A 15,924-nucleotide genomic window follows, 5' to 3' on the forward strand; every position below is an offset into this window, starting at 1 on the left:
CCAGTCGACAACAAGAAAGGGTGCCACTGGGCACCCTTTCTTGTTTTTGGGGCTGGATCATGTTTTTGGCACTGCTTTTGCTGTCATCGTGGACAGGCCGCGCCATGGCGACATACCTTGTTAACAACATGTAGCTGGTTCGGGACTAGGGTATGTTGAGACAATGGAGTATCGGCCGGCGCCTGTCGCTGGTGACCCTGATGGTGCTGGCGCTGCTGGGACTGCTGCTGTTCTTCTGCCTGCAGATCTATCAGCAGGGGCTGATGGGGGAGAAGAGTCGCCAGACCCGGGCCCAGGTCGAGACCGCCTACAGCCTGGTGGCCGGATTCGAGGCCAGGGTACGCAAGGGGGAGCTCGACGAGGGGCGCGCCAAGGCCGAGGCCCTCGCGGCGATCAAGGGGCTGCGCTATGGCGAGGAGGATTACTTCTGGATCAATGACAGCCACCCCACCATGGTAATGCACCCCATGAAACCCGAGCTGGACGGCAAGGATCTCTCCGGGGTGGAGGACAAGCAGGGGCTCAGGTTGTTCGTGGCCTTCGCCGATCTGGCGAAGGCGCAGGGCGCGGGAGAGGTGGCCTACTACTGGCCCAAGCCCGGGGTGGAGGAGCCGGTGCGCAAGATCTCCTACATCAAGCGCTTCGCCCCCTGGGACTGGATCATCGGCACCGGCGTCTATGTGGACGACGTCGAGGCCCAGTATCAGGAGGTGCTGCGCACCCTGCTCGGGATAGGTCTGGTGCTGGCCATACTGCTGTTTGCCGTGGTCGGGCTCATAGTGCGCAGCATAGTGGTGCCCCTCTCCCAGTCGGTATCGGCCCTCGGCAACATCGCCAGGGGGGAGGGGGATCTGCGTTTTCGGCTGCCGGAGTCGGGCCGGGACGAGCTGAGCCAGCTCTCGGTCAACTTCAACCTCTTCGCCGGCCAGATGGCGCAGCTGGTGGGGCGCAGCCAGCAGATCACGGCCCAGAACCGGGAGCAGGCGCACCAGCTGGCCCAGATCGTCGACCGGACCGGCGCCATCGTCACCGGCCAGGAGCAGGACACCCTGCGGGTGGCCAGCGCTATGGAGCAGATGACGGTGAGCAGCCGGGAGGTGGGCCAGCACGCGGCCCAGGCCGCCGAGGCGGCGGACTCCGCGCTCAATCTCGCCCAGCACGGGCGTCAGGTGGTGGCCCAGACCAGGGAGACCATCAGCCAGCTGGCGGACGAGATGGTGGAGACGGTGCAGGCGGTGAGCCAGCTCGAGCAGGAGACCCAGCAGATTGGCTCCGTGCTCGACGTGATCCGGGGGGTGGCGGAGCAGACCAACCTGCTGGCCCTCAATGCCGCCATCGAGGCGGCCCGGGCCGGCGAGCAGGGGCGTGGCTTCGCTGTGGTGGCCGACGAGGTGCGCACCCTGGCGACCCGCACCCACAGCTCCACCGACGAGATCCGGCAGATGATCCAGCGGCTGCAGGAGGGGGCGGGCCGGGTGGTCAGTGGCATCACCCAGTTGCAGCAACTCTCCCGCTCCACCGCCGACAGGGCCGGTGATGCCGACGGCGCCATTCATGCCATCGATGGATCTGTGCACACCATCAATGCCATGAATAGCCAGATCGCCACGGCCGCCGCCGAGCAGAGCCGGGCGGCCGAGGAGATCAACCAGCGGCTGGTGGCCATCACCGAGCTGGCGGCGGATGCCCTGGCCCAGAACCGGTTGACCGAGCAGGCGGCAAGCCAGCTGGCGCTCTCTTGCGACGAGTTGGGGGCCCTGGTCGCCCAATATCGAACCTGATGGCGCTTATCCCCGCCTTTTTGGGGATAAGGCTTGAGTCTGGGGGGCTTTTGGGACACCATCAGCCCCATTATTGGCCAGCGTTGGCCGACCGCCTGCAAGAGAGAGACCCCCATGAGCAAACTAACTGACAATCTTGACGCCAATTTCCAGCTGTTCATCGAAGAAGTCCGCGAGTCGGGTCAGGTGTGGGGTCTGCGTTACGGTGAAGACTGGGTGGTGTGCCGCTCCGCCGAGTTCGAAGATGCCGACGTCATGCCGCTGTGGTCTGCCGAGGGCGATGCCCGTCTGCACTGCGTGGACGAGTGGGCGGATTACGAGCCGGAAGTGATCGAGCTCGAAGAGTTTCTCGACATCTGGATCAACGATCTGGACGAAGACGATGTGCTGGTCGGCCCGAACTGGAACGCCGATCTGGAAGGCCAGGAGCTCGAGCCCATCGAGCTGGCCAAGGCGCTGGTTGAGCTGGACGCCTGAACTGTGCTGCACTGATGGCCCCGACGCGGGCCATCTCCGAGACCAGAACCGACGGCTGCGAGGCCGTCGGTTTTTTTATGCCCGGCAAGGGCGCCAAGATGAGCGGGCGATTTGGCTTTGCACCCGTCACCGAGATGGGTCATCATCAACCCTTTGCCGATCGGGAGGTGCCATGTTTGTCTTTGACGTGACTACAGCCGCGGGAGCGCGGGCCCGGATCCGGGTGCAGGCGCTGGATTGGGGTCAGAGCGGTCCCGTGACCTTCCAATGCGACAGCGATGCCCTGGCCCTGGTGCTGCTGACCGGCTGCCGCTGTGATGCGGTGGGCTATTTCGATCTGCTGGCCGGTTGCAAGCCGCTCTATGTGGAGCAGTGGCTCGCCTACCTGCAGGAGAGTGGCCACCTCGACAAGCAGAGCTGCCAGCTGGAGAGCCCGTCCCAGGAGGACTATCTGGCCCGGGCGGGACTGGCGGACGAGGAGCTCAATGCCTTGCTCGGTCAGGTCTACAAGGTGGCCGGTTTCAATCGTCTGCAGATCAACCGTTACCTCAAGAACCGCCACAACCCGACCATGCTGGCGACCCGTTACGATCAGAAGGAGCTGGAGCGCTATCGCCAGCTCAATGACATCATTCTGACCCTGCTGAAGTTGAAACGTCCCCAGTGAAGACCCCCGGATGGGGAATGTCAGGCCTCAGCTCCTGGGGCCGTGCGATCAGATACCCCTGCAATCCGTCCACATACATGCCTTGCAACAACTGCTTCTGACCGAGCTCCTCCACCCCTTCCGCTATCACCAGACAGCCCATGCGATGGGAGACGTCGACTATCATCCGCACGAACTGCTGGTTGGCGATGTCCCGCTCCAGGGTGCCAAGCAGCAGCGGATCCAGCTTCACATAATCCGGCCTCAGCTCATGAAGCAGGGTGAAGGAGTCCATCCCCTTGCCAAAGTTGCGAATGGTGGAGCGACTGCCATGGCGCCTGAGCAGTTCAAACAGCCGCTTTCCACCTATCATGTTGTGTTTCAGGTGCTCCTCATCCAGAGCGAAGACCAGATTGGCGCTGATGTTCGCATCCTTTTGCAGCTGGTGATCAAACCAGATCAAAAAGGCGCTGTTCTGCAGCAGGCAACTGGAGAGGTTGATCCCCCAGCGGTGGGTCTGCTGGTCGAAGGCGCGATACTGGCGCATGACATGGGTGATCAGCATCTGCTCCAGCCGCATCAGCATTTCCAGCCGCTGTGCCATGGCAAAGAGCGTGTCTGTGGGGAGCTGTATGCCTTCTCGATTGCTGAAGCGGGCAGAGATGTCCTGGTAGGGCACCATGTCCCGATTGAACGCCTGCACCGGCTGGCTGAAGAGCGTGATGCAATCTGGCTGCGACAATAGATCCTCCAGCACTCTCTTCCAGTGCTGCTGGCCATGGAGGTTGCTGGAGTGATCATGTTGCTGGATGGCCCAGCCGTTGATGGTCTCAGTCTGAGCCCGTGCCAGGGCGAGATCTGCGCGGGCCAGGATAGCCTCGATATTCTGCGCGCGGGAGAGCTGGGTCAGCCCTGTGTAGGCCACATTTTCCAATTCCCGTTCCCGATGATAATGATCGAAGGCCCGCTTGAACTCCTGCCCCAGCAAATGGGGCGGAATGTTGATGTCAGAGGGGAGCAGCACCGCAAAATCAGAGCCCGAGATGCGATAGACCTGATGCCCGGGAAAGCGGTTGACCACCAGATTGATGAGGTTGGAAATATCCCTGATGTAGGCATCCCCGGACTGGAAGCCGCGCTGGGCATTGAGGCGGGCCAGCTCGGTGGCGCGGATCAGCACCAGGATGGCGGTCTGAGTCGTCTCCTGCAGCAGCAGCTCGGTGAGATCGCGCCTGAATGCATGGCGGTTGCGCAGGCCCGTCATCTCGTCCTGGGTCGCCTGCTGCTGCAGTTCGCTTATCTGGCGATGTGCATCGAGTTCGGCTTCACTGAAGGAGGCAAGCAACTGGCGTAGCGCCGTTTGTGCCTGCGGGCTCTCCAGCATGGCGGGATCCCGTTGTTGCAGCGCCAGCAGCCAGCGCTGCTCCTGCCTCTCCCGCTCCCCCTTGCGCACGCTGTGGGTGAGAAAGAGCAGCAGGGCGAAGCCGATGAGGGTGGTCATCAGGACCAGCAGCAGGGTGAGGGGGGAGGCCGGAGGCGCAAGCCAAAGTCCCTGCAGCAACAGCATGGGAATGCAGACCAGGGCGCTGACCAGCAGCAGATTTCCCTCGTGTTTATTCAACATCGTTTCATCCTTGATGATGCTCGTGATGTAGAAATTCTAATCAAGCCGCCGGCACAAAGCTTGAGTACTCACGCAACTCCATGAAAAGGGCCGTCGGAAAGCCACTAAATGTGAGTGAAAACACTTTCACAGTTCGCAAAAAAAGCGAAGATGGGTTGAAAACAGCCCCAACAGAGCAGAGGTAGATATGTTGCTAGAACCCGTAGACACAGCCAAAGCACGGCAACTATTGAATCAGAGTATGGCCTTGGTGCTCGCAGGGGGACGCGGTAGTCGCCTGAAGCAGTTGACCGACAATCGCGCCAAGCCCGCCGTCCATTTCGGCGGCAAGTTCCGCATCATCGATTTCGTGCTTTCCAACTGCATCAACTCCGGCATTCGCCGGGTGGGTGTGGTCACCCAGTACAAGTCCCACAGCCTGCTGCGTCACCTGCAATCTGGCTGGTCCTTCCTGCGCTATCAGATGAACGAGTTCATCGATCTGCTGCCCGCCCAGCAGCGGGTGGACGAGGTGCACTGGTATCGCGGCACCGCCGATGCCATCTACCAGAACGTCGACATCATTCGTGACTACGGCCCCAAATACATAGTGGTGCTGGCGGGGGATCACATCTACAAGATGGACTATGCCGCCATGCTGCTCGATCACGTGCGCCTTGGCGCCAAGGTGACGGTGGCCTGCATCGAGGTGCCGCGTGCGGAGGCGTCCGCCTTCGGGGTCATGGACATCGACGAGCAGCGCAAGATCCGCGCCTTCGTGGAGAAACCGGCCAACCCGCCCGCCATGCCGGGCAATGACCAGGTCTCCCTGGCCTCCATGGGGATCTACATCTTTGATGCGGAATACCTCTATCAGCTGCTGGAGGAGGACATCCACAATCTGGAGTCCAAGCACGACTTCGGCATGGACGTGATCCCGCGCATAGTGGGAGAGGGCAAGGCCTTTGCGCACCCCTTCACCATCTCCTGCGTCGGGGCCAAGGAGGGGCAAAAGCCCTACTGGCGCGACGTGGGGACTCTGGACTCCTTCTGGGAGGCGAACATGGATCTCGCCTCCGTGGTGCCCGAGCTCGACATCTATGACGAGAACTGGCCCATCTGGACCAGCCAGAACATGTCGCCCCCCGCCAAGTTCGTGCAGGACAGAAACGGCCAGCACGGCATGACCATCAACTCCATGTTCGCGGGCGGCTCCATCGTCAGCGGCTCCTTCGTGCTGAACTCCGTGCTCTTCACCAATGTGCGGGTGCACTCCTTCTGCACCCTGGATCAGGCGGTGATCTTCCCCGGGGTCGAAGTGGGGGCGGGCTGCCGCCTGCGCCGAGTGGTGGTGGACAAGGGCTGCAAGCTGCCCGATGGTCTGGTGGTGGGGGAGAACGCGGACGAGGATGCCCGTCGCTTCTACCGCTCCGAGCAGGGAATCGTGCTGGTGACCAAGGAGATGGTGGCCAAGCTCGGCTGATGAGACTGAGACCAACAAAAAGGGAGCCTTGAAGGCTCCCTTTTTCATGCGGTCATCGCTGACTTATTCGCTGACGATGGCCTTGCCGGCCATCACCATGGCGGTGCCGTGCTTGCCACCGGCGGCGGTGACTTGCGGCACGCCGTCTTCGTCGGTGTCGCCACCGGCGCCGTCGATGACGTTCTCGCCGGAGTCGCCGACCCACTCGGCCATCTGCATGCCGCCGTTGACTGTGCCACGGAACCAGCTAACGTACTGGCCGGTCAGCTTGGCCAGCTCCAGCTCGGGTGCCTTCTCGGCCCCTTCGTTGCGCAGGTTCAGCATGGCAGAGCGCAGGGCGCCGGAGATGGCAGCCTGGGTCCAGGGGGTGTATTCGCCCTGCTTGCCCGCCAGCCAGGTGCCCGCCTTGGCATTGAAGTAGGCCTTGTCGGTGGCGATGAAGAGATCCCGTGCGGCAGTGCGGTACTTGGCATCCGAGGTGGCCAGGAAGGCGGCGGTCAGGCCACGGATGGCGGCAAATTGCGCCTCTATGGATTGACCGGCATCCAGCGACCCGCCCAGGGTCAGGCCGTCGTGGACCAGGCCGTTCTTGCCCACCAGCTTGCCGAGGATGAAGTCAGCTTGCTTGCGCACCAGCTCGAGGGCCTGTTGACCCTGCTGGGTCTTGAGGTTCAGCTCGCCGTTGTCACCGGCGGCGTAACCGACCGGCAAGGCATCCTGGGCGCGCTGGAAGATCTGCAGGGCGACCAGGGCGTAGGCGGCGTCGAAGGTGGTGACGTGAGCGCTCTGCTTGCCCTCTTGCCAGCTGTCCACCAGGGTACCGGCCTTGGGCTCGAAGTGCAGGGCGGCCAGGTTCTTGAAGGTCAGGTTGGAGAGGTTCAGCGCCAGGGAGAAGGCATCGCTGCCAGCCACTGCCTTGCCCAGATCATTGGCCTTGTTGGCGGCCGGGGCGGCGGCGAAGGGGGCGCCGTCAAACACGGCGTGGAAGGCCGGGTTCTGGTTGGTGTTGGCGCTGCGCTGATCGCTGAAGGCGTAGAACTCGGAGAGCGGCCACAGCAGCATCCAGGCATCGCGCAGCTGGGCGGAGCCGTCCACCACCTCAAGCTTGCCGATGGCACCGACGTCGTTCTTGCTGGTTTCGGTCACTTTCACCTGATGGGGGAAATAGACGACACCCTTGGCCGGATCGTACTGGGGGCTGATCTTGGCGCCGAGCTGCTTGCCATCGAAGCCGAGCTGGCCCTGCAGTATGGCCAGCTTGTCGATGGACTGCTCGGTCAGCATCATGCCGTTGAAGCCATCGGCGGCGGAGACGCCGAGCTTGTGCTTGCCATCCTGATCCATGGTGACGGACGCGGCTTCCACCTCTTCATCGCTCTCGGCCACGTGCATGCCGCCGAGGAAGTCCTGGGACCACATCACTTCCTTGAGCAGTATGCCGCCCACGGCCGCCGGGACCAGCAGGTTGTCACTGCCGCTCCAGCGCAGGGTGGCGTAGTCGCGGAAGTAGGCCGGGACCTGGGTCTTGACCGATTTCTCGGTGCCCTTGGCGGTCTTGATGGTGAGCTGATCGCCGTTGACCGGGGCGGTGTTCACCGCTTGGGCGAACTCCGGATTGGCGGCGGCATAGGGCAGGGAGAGGGGATACATGCCTTGGGGCACCTCATCGGCCGGGAAGCCGACCGCATCGGCCATGGCCAGCACCCGCTTGCCAAGGTCGGCCAGGGTGCCACCACGAGCCAGGTTCTGCGGCCCGTTCACCAGGTGCGGGCCCATGCCGGACTGGTAGTTGAGGGCGTACATCGCCTCTTCGGAGTATTCGTAGGATTCGATACCGGCGGCGAAGTCAAAGGGAGTCGGCTCGTCGGCACGGTTGGCGTCCAGCACGTCCAGATCCAGCCCCAGCGCTTCGGCCAGCGGCTCGCCGGAGAGTTCGAATTCGGTATAGGCCAGCATGCTGGCGGCGGTGTTGAAGGTCTTGTCTTCCACCTTGACGGCAGCGTGCGCGGCGCTGCTGAGCAGTGCACAGGCGATCGCCTGCACCAGTACGTTTTTTCTCATGTCCTTTTCACCCATATGTTTGATTTTATTATGACGCTTCTCATGAATCTAAATGAGAATGGTGTGCATTATGAGGCAAGGGAGGAAACTTTAGAAGCGAAAAACCGCGCCCCTGGGGTCTGGGGAGAGGGGGGCGCGGCGGCAGGGGTTACATCAGCTTGAAGGGGATCACCAGACGACCGGGCTCCACCTTGAGGGCCTCGACCTTCTCCTTGATCCTGGCCTCGTTCTTGCGACTGCCATCCAGCCGATAGACAGGGGTCTGGGAGAGGAAGAGGGAGAGGGACTGATTGAAGGTGGGCAGCAGCGGCGTGAGGGCGGCGCCCACGTCGGCCGGCTCTGTCTTGACCGAGATGAGTTCGAGGTCACGCAGGTAGATGGCGCCCTGCTCCGCCACATAGTCCGGGCGGGCACTGAGGGAGAGGCGGATCTTCATCTGCTGGCTGCCAAGGGGGCTCGCCACCTCCAGATCACCGGCGGCATCCAACTCTACCCGATCGGCGCGGGTGCGACCGATGCGACTCTCCATGTCGTCCAGGCGGATCTTGCTCGACATGATGCCGGGGATCCCCAGCTGTTTCTCGAAGGCGACTCGCTCTTTGAGGTACTGGTTGATCTCGCCCTCGCTGACGCTGTACTGGGTGAGGGAGCAGGCCGCCAGCAGCAGGGCGAAGGGGAGCAGAAGCAGGTGCTTTAACATGGGAAGGTTCCATCAAATGGGTGGCAACAACAGATGGCGCCATCTTAGGGGCAAAGCGGGTCGGCCGCCAGTGGGGGCAGCCTGACCCCGTTTCTGTCGCATCCCCCATATGGGGATGGCAATTCGTGTTCATTCGAGTAGCGTTGCCACCCCCTGCGCCAGCAGGCCCGCCGCGGCGCCATAGTGCCAATACCCATAGAAAAGCCCCTGTTTTATCGACTCAAAATCCCATTGACCCCGTGATTTCAAAGCGAGTATTTTACCGCCGCACAAAATCAAACTGATAATCATTATCATTTTGAATCTTTTTGAGGGTGTAACGTGAATACTCGTGTAATGGAAAATGGCGCACCTGCCGAGGCGGACACACCGCCAGACTTCTTGTTTACCTCGGGTCAGGGGAGCCTTGGTGCCTATGACCTGGGTCAACCCATAACGACCCCCGCCGGTGACTGGCCTCTGCTGGCGCAGCAGATAACCCGGGCCCTCGATGCCGCCAGGGCCGCCGGCCAGGCCAACCCCTTGCTCATCGGTGCCTTCGCCTTCGATCCGGCGGAAGCCTCCTGTCTCTATGTGCCCGGCCGCTATGAGCGGGGGGAGCGCGTCGCGCCAGAAGAGCAGGCCACCGAGACCAACAGCGTCATCTCGGTGCAGAGCACCCCGGCGTCGGGTGAATTCAAGGCCTCGGTGAGTGCGGCGCTGGATGCGTTCGCCCAAGGCAAGCTTGCCAAGGTGGTGCTGTCGCGCAAGTTGATCCTCACCCTGCACAAGCCCGCCGACCCCGAGCGGGTGCTGGCCCACCTGATGGCCCAGAATCCCCACGCCTTCCACTTCTCCCTGCCGCTCGGTCAGGGCCGCCGACTGCTTGGGGCCAGCCCCGAGCTGCTGCTGCGGGTCAGCGGGGGAGAGGTGTTCACCCACCCGCTGGCGGGTTCCGCCAGACGGGCGAGCGAGCCGGTGCAGGACGAGGCGGTGGCCCGGGATCTGCTGGCGTCCAGCAAGGATCAGCATGAACACCGCCTGGTGATCGACGAGATCCGCCGGGTGCTGACACCGCACTGCCGCGAGCTGGCGATCCCCCCAGGTCCCACCCTGATGAGCACGGACACCCTCTGGCATCTGGGTACCCCCATAGCGGGCCAGCTGCATGGCAGCGACGCCTCAGTGCTCTCTCTTGCCTGCCAACTCCATCCCACCCCGGCCCTGTGTGGCTATCCTACCGATCTTGCGCGCCAGTTCATCCGCGAGCAGGAGCCCTTCAGGCGCGCCCTGTTCAGCGGCATCGTCGGCTGGTGTGACAGCCAGGGCAACGGCGAGTGGGCCGTGGTGATCCGCTGCGGGGTGCTCGATGGCCATCAGGTCGAGCTGTTTGCCGGCGCCGGTATCGTCGCGGGCTCGGATCCCGCCATGGAGTGGGCCGAGACCGGCACCAAGCTGGGTACCATGCTAAAAGCCCTGGGCCTGGATTTGGAGGTAGCGAAATGAGCGATGCCAACCGCTTCCTGTCCTATACCCGCTGGCCCGAGGCCTTGGCGGAGCGCTACCGCACCAAGGGCTATTGGCGCGGAGAGCCCCTGACCGCCATGCTGGCGCGTCAGTGCGAGCTGGCCCCCGACGCCGAGGCCATCCTCTGCGGCGAGCGCCGCTTCAGCTATGGCGAGCTGGACGCCGCCTCGAGCCGGCTGGCCGCGAATCTGACCCGCCACGGCCTGGGGGTGGGGGATACCGCCCTGGTGCAGCTCCCCAACGTGGCCGAGTTCTATCTGGTGTTCTTCGCCCTGCTTAAAGCGGGCATAGCCCCGGTCAATGCGCTCTTTAGCCACAACCGGCTGGAGCTGGCCTCTTACGCCGAACAGATCCGGCCCCGCCTCTTTATCGGCTCGCTCGCCCATCCGCTGTTTGAGAGCAAGGGTCGCGAGAGCGAGCTGCTGACAACCATAGGCGCCGAGCTGGTGCTGCTGGATGGCGACGGGGGGGAGCTGGGGCTGACCCGCTGGCTGGCGCAGTTGGATGAGAGTGAGCCGGTGAAATGTGGCCCGACTCCGGCGGACGAGGTGGCCTTCTTCCAGCTCTCCGGTGGCAGCACCGGCACCCCCAAGCTCATTCCCCGCACCCATGACGACTATTTCTACAGCGTGCGCCGCAGCAACGAGATTTGTGGCCTCGGTCCCCATACCCGTTATCTGTGCGCCCTGCCGGCCCCCCACAACTTTCCCCTGAGTTCCCCTGGCGCTCTGGGGGTGTTCGAGGCAGGCGGCGCCGTGGTGCTGGCGCAAGATCCCGGCCCTATGAGCTGCTTCCCGCTGATCGCCCGCCACCAGGTCAACCTCTGCTCCCTGGTGCCGCCGGCGGTCTCCCTCTGGTTGCAGGCGGCCGAATCTGATCCGTCCGTCCGCAGTCAGCTTGAGAGCCTCGACCTGCTGCAGGTGGGCGGTGCCAAGCTGGCCGAAGCGGTGGCGCGCAAGATCACCCCGCTGCTCGGCTGCCGGCTGCAGCAGGTGTTCGGCATGGCGGAGGGGCTGGTCAACTACACCCGGCTGGACGACCCCGACGAGAAGGTGATCCACACCCAGGGCGGCCCCATGAGCCCGGACGACGAGGTGCGCGTGCTGGACGAGGCGGGCAATCCGGTCGCCCCCGGCCAGCCTGGCGCCCTGCACACCCGGGGCCCCTACACCTTCCGCGGCTACTACCAGAGTCCGGCTCACAACGCCCGGGTGTTTGATGCCGAGGGCTTCTACTGCTCCGGGGATCTGGTGGTACAGGATGCCGATGGCTACCTCACAGTGGTCGGGCGGCAGAAGGATCAGATCAACAGAGGCGGCGAGAAGATCGCGGCGGAAGAGGTGGAAAACCAGCTGTTGCACCACCCGGCCATCACCCAGGCGGCCCTGGTTTCCATGCCCGACAGCGCCATGGGGGAGAAGAGCTGCGCCTTTATCGTCAGCACGGATCCCGGGTTGAAGCCGCTCGCCTTGCGCAAGTTTCTGCGCGAGCGCGGGGTGGCGGACTTCAAGCTGCCCGACCGTTTCGAAACCCTGGATGCCCTGCCCATGACGGCGGTGGGCAAGATTGACAAGCAGGGGCTGCGCGCGCGAATCGCCGAGATCATCGCAGCCGGCCAGCCCCTGACCACAGCTTAAAACTAAAAAGGAATCATGACGTTATGGCTATCCCAACCCTGAACAACTACGCCATGCCCAGCCAGTGGAAGGCCAACAAGGTCGACTGGACCCTGGATCCCAAGCGCGCCGCCCTGCTGATCCACGACATGCAGGAGTACTTCACCGCGTTTTATGGCGAGGACAGCCCGCTGATTGCCGCGCTCACTGAACAGCTGGTGGCCGTGCGCAAACAGTGCAAGGCCCTCGGCATTCCGGTCTTCTACACCGCCCAGCCCAAGGATCAATCCCCCGAGGACAGGGCCCTGCTCAACGACATGTGGGGCCCGGGTCTGAACAAGAGCCCCGAGCTGCAGCAGGTGGTGGCAGCACTGCGCCCGGTGCCTGACGACACAGTGCTGGTCAAGTGGCGCTACAGCGCCTTCCAGCGCTCCGAGCTCGAACAGATGCTCAAGGAGCTGGGGCGGGATCAGCTGATCATCGGCGGTATCTACGGCCATATCGGCTGCATGATGACAGCCTGCGACGCCTTCATGCGCGACATTCAGCCCTTCTTCCTGGCGGACGGGGTGGCGGACTTCTCCCTGACCGACCACCAGATGGCGCTCGACTACGTGGCGACCCGCTGCGGCAAGGTGATCCCCTGCGAGGAGGTGCTGGCCCTTGCCCCGGCTTCCACTTCTACCACCAAGACCAATTCGCTCCTGACCTACGAGGGGCTCAAGGCGCGGCTGCTGAGCCATATCGACGAGGACGAAGGGGAGTTTGACCCCGACGAGAACCTTATCGACTACGGCCTGGATTCGGTGCGGATCATGGCCCTGCTCACCGAGTGGCGCGCCGCCGGGGTGGAGCTCGGCTTCGTGGACTTGGCCAAGCTGCCGACCCTCAACGGCTGGTGGCGCCTGATCGACGCCAAGCTGGCCGAGCAAAAAAACCTGGAGGTGGTGCAATGAGCCGCTTCCCTCTGACCATACCCCAGCAGGGGCTCTGGTCCGGACATCTGCTCAACGACGACAAGGCGATGTTCAACACCGCCGAGTGCATCGCCTTCGACGGCAAGGTCGACGCTGCCGTGCTGGTGGCTGCGCTCACCCGGGCTGTGGGTGAGTGCGAGGCGCTCAAGGGCCACTTCGAAGAGGATGGGGAGGCGGTCTGCTTCGTCTCGCACGAGCTGCCCCTGGCCTATGAAGATGTCTCCCTCGAGCGCGACGACGAGACGCAGGCCCGCGCCTGGGCCTGGGCGGATCTGCGCCGTCCGTTCGAGTTGACCAAAGAAGCGCCCTGCCGCTTCGCCCTGTTGCGCGGCCCCGGCCGCGATTACCTCTACAGCTGTGTGCACCACATAGCCCTGGACGGCTTTGGCACCACCTTGCTGTTCCAGCGTATAGCCGAGCTGTATGCAGAGGGGCTGGCCGGTGAGATGAACTCCCCATCCCCCTTCGGCTCGTTGGCCGAGGTGCTGGCCGAAGAGCTGGCCCGCGAGGAGGGTGGCAAGAACGCCGCCGCCCGCGCCTTTTGGCAGGAGCAGCTGCAGGCTTGGCCCGATGTGAAATCCTTTGGCGAGACCCGGGCGCCGATTGCCGCCGAATTTATCCGCGAGAGCCGTCCGCTGCCGGCGGCGCTTTGGCAATCCCTGACCGGCTTTGCCGACGAGCACAAGCTGGGCTGGCCCGATCTGCTGCTGGCCGGCCTCTCGGCCCAGCTATCCTTGGCAAGCGGCCAGCGCCAGACCCTGCTCGGCCTGATGATGATGAACCGCATCGGCTCGGCGTCCCTGACAGTGCCCTGCATGCAGATGAATATCACCCCCCTGGCGCTGACACTGGGTGAAGAACTGGATCTGGCGGGGGCCGCCGGCGCCGTGGCCAAGGCCAAGCGCGGCGTGCGCAAGCACCAGCACTACCGCTACGAACTGCTGCGCCGCGACCTTGGCCTGGTGGGGGGCGACAAGCGATTGTTCGGCCCCTTGGTCAATATCATGCCGTTCGATCACGCCCGCCGTTTCGGGCCGCTCAGTGCCCATATCCTCAACATCAGCGCCGGGCCTGTGGAGGATCTCACCATAGAGGTGCAGGTCGGCGCCGATGGTCAGCCCAGACTGGATCTGGACGCCAACCCCGGCTGCTACCAGCAGCAAGATCTGGCGACCATCGCTGATACCCTGTTCTCCCTGCTGGCCCGCTGGCTGGCCCAGCCCGCCCAGACCCTGGGGTCCCTCAAGGCCGACTGGCTGGCCGAGCAGCGGCTGGGAGCCATGATCACGGCTCCGGCTCACGAAGTGATCAAGGTGCGCCCGGTGCTGGACGCGCTCTGCCACTTCGCCGCCCAGACCCCGAACAAGATTGCCCTGATGCAGGGGGAGGCGAGCGTCAGCTACGAGGCACTGCTGGCCCGCTGCGAGCAGATGGCAGCCGCTCTGCAGACGTCCGGCGTGCAGCCGGGGGACAGGGTCGGGGTCATGCTGGCCCGCAGCCCCCAGGCCATCTTCGCCCAGCTGGCTGTGCTGTTGGCGGGCGCCGTCTACGTGCCCCTCGACCCCGAACAGCCGTTGGAGCGCCAGGGTCATATACTGCGCCTTGGGGAGGTCAAGACCCTGATCACCCAGGCCGAGTATCGCCACAAGCTGGCCAGCCTGTTCGAGGGGCGCACTCTCTTGGCCGGGGATCTGGTGAGCGACGATCGGCTCAACCAGCCGGCTGCCGGCCGCGCCGTCGCCTACCTGATGTTCACCTCGGGCTCGACCGGCCTGCCCAAGGGGGTGGCGGTCAGTCATGGGGCGCTGGATCACTTCGCCGCTGCTGCCCGCTGCCGCTATCACCTGAACGAGGGGGCCCGGATGCTGCAATTTGCCCCGTTCAATTTCGACGCCAGCATAGAGGAGGTGTTCGCCACCTTGAGCGCCGGTGCCACCCTGGTGCTGCGCACCGACGCCCTGCTCGAATCCATGGCTGCCTTTGCGGCTGGGGTGGAGCAGATGGAAATCACCCACCTCGATCTGCCCACCGCGTTCTGGAACGAGTGGGTGGTGGCGCTGACGGCGGGCCAGGCCCACATTCCGGCCTCTCTTGCCACCGTCATCATAGGCGGCGAGGCTGTCTACCCCGAGCAACTGGCCCAGTGGCAGCGCCAAGGTCGCCATGACGTGCGCCTGTTCAACACCTACGGCCCCACCGAGACCACTGTGGTGGTCACTACCCAGGAGCTGCAGCAGGAAGACCCGAACCAGGCCCAGCTGCCCATCGGTCTGCCGCTGCCTGGCATGCAGGCGCTCATTCTGGGGGCGGGGGAACAGCCTGCCAGCGAGGGGGAGCTGGTGCTGCTCGGCCCACAGCTTGCCAACGGCTATGTGGGTGGCGTGCAGGGGAGCTTTGAGACCCTTCGGGTCGGTGAGCAGGCGCTGCCCGTCTATCGCACAGGCGATCGGGTGCGGCTGGCGGCCGGCCGGCTGGTCTATCTGGGCCGGCGCGACAATGAATTCAAGATAAGCGGCTATCGCATCCAGCCCGGCGAGGTGGAGGCTCAACTGCTGGCCCTGTCCGGGGTGGACGAGGCCTGCGTGCAGGGGGTGAGTATCGGCAACGTACGCCGGCTGGTGGCCTTCGTGGCCGGCTCCGAGCGCGACAGCCGGGTCATCAAGGCGCAGCTCGCCAGGGTGCTGCCCGCCGCCATGATCCCCACTGACTATCGCCACTATGACCAGCTGCCCCGCACCGGCTCCAACAAGCTGGATCGCAAAGCCCTGCTGGCTGCCTACCAGGCGGGCGGCGAGGCCCTGACCCTCGGCAGCGAGACGGAGAACAGAGTCGGCGCCATCTGGCAGCAGATCCTGGGGCTGGCCACCATGGCGCCTGCGGACAACTTCTTCGAACTGGGGGGCCAGTCCCTGCAGACCATACAGATAGTCAACCGGCTCGGCGCCGAGTTCGGGGTGCAGGTGAAGGTCTCCGACGTGTTCGATCACCCGCGCCTGGATGATTTCTGCCGCTTCCTCGACGGCCTGCTTGCCGAGGACGAAGAGAGCGTGGAGATGGTGTGGTGATGGATAAGG

The 15,924-nt window shown here is 64.0% G+C and carries 12 protein-coding genes; 8 read left to right on the plus strand and 4 right to left on the minus strand.

Annotated elements, in window-relative coordinates:
* Positions 1 to 152 precede the first annotated feature (152 nt).
* From OC537_RS04430 to OC537_RS04440, 3 genes are all read left to right on the plus strand, one after another.
* Positions 153 to 1,781: a methyl-accepting chemotaxis protein gene (locus tag OC537_RS04430; RefSeq protein ID WP_262109765.1), complete on the plus strand. Its 1,629-nt coding sequence runs from the start codon at positions 153 to 155 to the stop codon at positions 1,779 to 1,781.
* A gap of 114 nt (positions 1,782 to 1,895) precedes the next feature.
* Positions 1,896 to 2,258 carry a DUF2750 domain-containing protein gene (locus OC537_RS04435; RefSeq protein WP_010674427.1) on the plus strand — a complete coding sequence of 121 codons (363 nt, stop codon included), beginning with the start codon at positions 1,896 to 1,898 and terminating at the stop codon, positions 2,256 to 2,258.
* Positions 2,259 to 2,430: 172 nt separating this feature from the next.
* The gene (locus OC537_RS04440) at positions 2,431 to 2,925 is read left to right on the plus strand and encodes a hypothetical protein (RefSeq protein WP_106887063.1); all 495 of its coding nucleotides are present in this window, start codon (positions 2,431 to 2,433) and stop codon (positions 2,923 to 2,925) included.
* Here the strand turns inward: OC537_RS04440 and OC537_RS04445 are convergent.
* On the minus strand, positions 2,888 to 4,528 hold the full coding sequence (locus tag OC537_RS04445) for an EAL domain-containing protein (protein WP_106887062.1): 1,641 nt from the start codon (positions 4,526 to 4,528) through the stop codon (positions 2,888 to 2,890). The genes OC537_RS04440 and OC537_RS04445 overlap by 38 nt on opposite strands.
* A gap of 187 nt (positions 4,529 to 4,715) precedes the next feature.
* On the opposite strand from OC537_RS04445, the gene glgC reads away from it, so the two are divergent.
* Positions 4,716 to 5,990, plus strand: coding sequence for a glucose-1-phosphate adenylyltransferase (gene glgC / locus OC537_RS04450; RefSeq protein WP_163149105.1), 1,275 nt, complete (start codon positions 4,716 to 4,718; stop codon positions 5,988 to 5,990).
* 63 nt (positions 5,991 to 6,053) lie between these two features.
* Here the strand turns inward: glgC and OC537_RS04455 are convergent, their stop codons facing one another.
* The 3 genes from OC537_RS04455 to OC537_RS04465 form a co-directional block, all read right to left on the minus strand.
* Complete coding sequence (locus OC537_RS04455) at positions 6,054 to 8,051, minus strand: hypothetical protein (RefSeq protein ID WP_262109771.1); 1,998 nt, start codon at positions 8,049 to 8,051, stop codon at positions 6,054 to 6,056.
* 148 nt (positions 8,052 to 8,199) lie between these two features.
* Positions 8,200 to 8,751: a lipoprotein gene (locus OC537_RS04460; RefSeq protein WP_025326676.1), complete on the minus strand. Its 552-nt coding sequence runs from the start codon at positions 8,749 to 8,751 to the stop codon at positions 8,200 to 8,202.
* Between the two features lie 129 nt (positions 8,752 to 8,880).
* The gene (locus OC537_RS04465) at positions 8,881 to 9,048 is read right to left on the minus strand and encodes a hypothetical protein (protein ID WP_162627438.1); all 168 of its coding nucleotides are present in this window, start codon (positions 9,046 to 9,048) and stop codon (positions 8,881 to 8,883) included.
* A gap of 24 nt (positions 9,049 to 9,072) precedes the next feature.
* Here OC537_RS04465 and OC537_RS04470 point away from each other — a divergent pair, with 24 nt between their 5' ends.
* Genes OC537_RS04470 through amoF form a run of 4 tightly spaced genes read left to right on the plus strand, consistent with a single transcriptional unit; the run spans position 9,073 to position 15,915 of the window.
* A complete protein-coding gene (locus tag OC537_RS04470; RefSeq protein ID WP_262109777.1) occupies positions 9,073 to 10,236 on the plus strand; it encodes an isochorismate synthase MenF in 1,164 nt (387 codons plus the stop codon).
* Positions 10,233 to 11,894, plus strand: a complete 1,662-nt coding sequence (locus tag OC537_RS04475; RefSeq protein ID WP_262109779.1) for a (2,3-dihydroxybenzoyl)adenylate synthase — start codon at positions 10,233 to 10,235, stop codon at positions 11,892 to 11,894. The genes OC537_RS04470 and OC537_RS04475 overlap by 4 nt, the downstream gene beginning before the upstream one ends.
* A 23-nt stretch (positions 11,895 to 11,917) precedes the next feature.
* The gene (locus OC537_RS04480) at positions 11,918 to 12,829 is read left to right on the plus strand and encodes an isochorismatase family protein (protein ID WP_262109781.1); all 912 of its coding nucleotides are present in this window, start codon (positions 11,918 to 11,920) and stop codon (positions 12,827 to 12,829) included.
* On the plus strand, positions 12,826 to 15,915 hold the full coding sequence (gene amoF / locus OC537_RS04485) for an amonabactin biosynthesis non-ribosomal peptide synthetase AmoF (protein WP_262109783.1): 3,090 nt from the start codon (positions 12,826 to 12,828) through the stop codon (positions 15,913 to 15,915). The genes OC537_RS04480 and amoF overlap by 4 nt, the downstream gene beginning before the upstream one ends.
* Positions 15,916 to 15,924 lie beyond the last annotated feature (9 nt).

Origin of the sequence: Aeromonas sp. Marseille-Q5825, from assembly GCF_946892685.1 — a bacterium.
Classification (GTDB): domain Bacteria; phylum Pseudomonadota; class Gammaproteobacteria; order Enterobacterales; family Aeromonadaceae; genus Aeromonas; species Aeromonas rivipollensis.

What these genes read in the sequence shown, in the direction of transcription:
- amoF (WP_262109783.1), top strand. Translation starts at nt 12,826, where the DNA reads ATGAGCCGCTTCCCTCTGACCATACCCCAGCAGGGGCTCTGGTCCGGA.
- OC537_RS04455 (WP_262109771.1), bottom strand. Translation starts at nt 8,051, where the DNA reads ATGAGAAAAAACGTACTGGTGCAGGCGATCGCCTGTGCACTGCTCAGC.
- OC537_RS04430 (WP_262109765.1), top strand. Translation starts at nt 153, where the DNA reads ATGTTGAGACAATGGAGTATCGGCCGGCGCCTGTCGCTGGTGACCCTG.
- glgC (WP_163149105.1), top strand. Translation starts at nt 4,716, where the DNA reads ATGTTGCTAGAACCCGTAGACACAGCCAAAGCACGGCAACTATTGAAT.
- OC537_RS04465 (WP_162627438.1), bottom strand. Translation starts at nt 9,048, where the DNA reads ATGATAATGATTATCAGTTTGATTTTGTGCGGCGGTAAAATACTCGCT.
- OC537_RS04435 (WP_010674427.1), top strand. Translation starts at nt 1,896, where the DNA reads ATGAGCAAACTAACTGACAATCTTGACGCCAATTTCCAGCTGTTCATC.
- OC537_RS04440 (WP_106887063.1), top strand. Translation starts at nt 2,431, where the DNA reads ATGTTTGTCTTTGACGTGACTACAGCCGCGGGAGCGCGGGCCCGGATC.
- OC537_RS04445 (WP_106887062.1), bottom strand. Translation starts at nt 4,528, where the DNA reads ATGTTGAATAAACACGAGGGAAATCTGCTGCTGGTCAGCGCCCTGGTC.
- OC537_RS04475 (WP_262109779.1), top strand. Translation starts at nt 10,233, where the DNA reads ATGAGCGATGCCAACCGCTTCCTGTCCTATACCCGCTGGCCCGAGGCC.
- OC537_RS04460 (WP_025326676.1), bottom strand. Translation starts at nt 8,751, where the DNA reads ATGTTAAAGCACCTGCTTCTGCTCCCCTTCGCCCTGCTGCTGGCGGCC.
- OC537_RS04480 (WP_262109781.1), top strand. Translation starts at nt 11,918, where the DNA reads ATGGCTATCCCAACCCTGAACAACTACGCCATGCCCAGCCAGTGGAAG.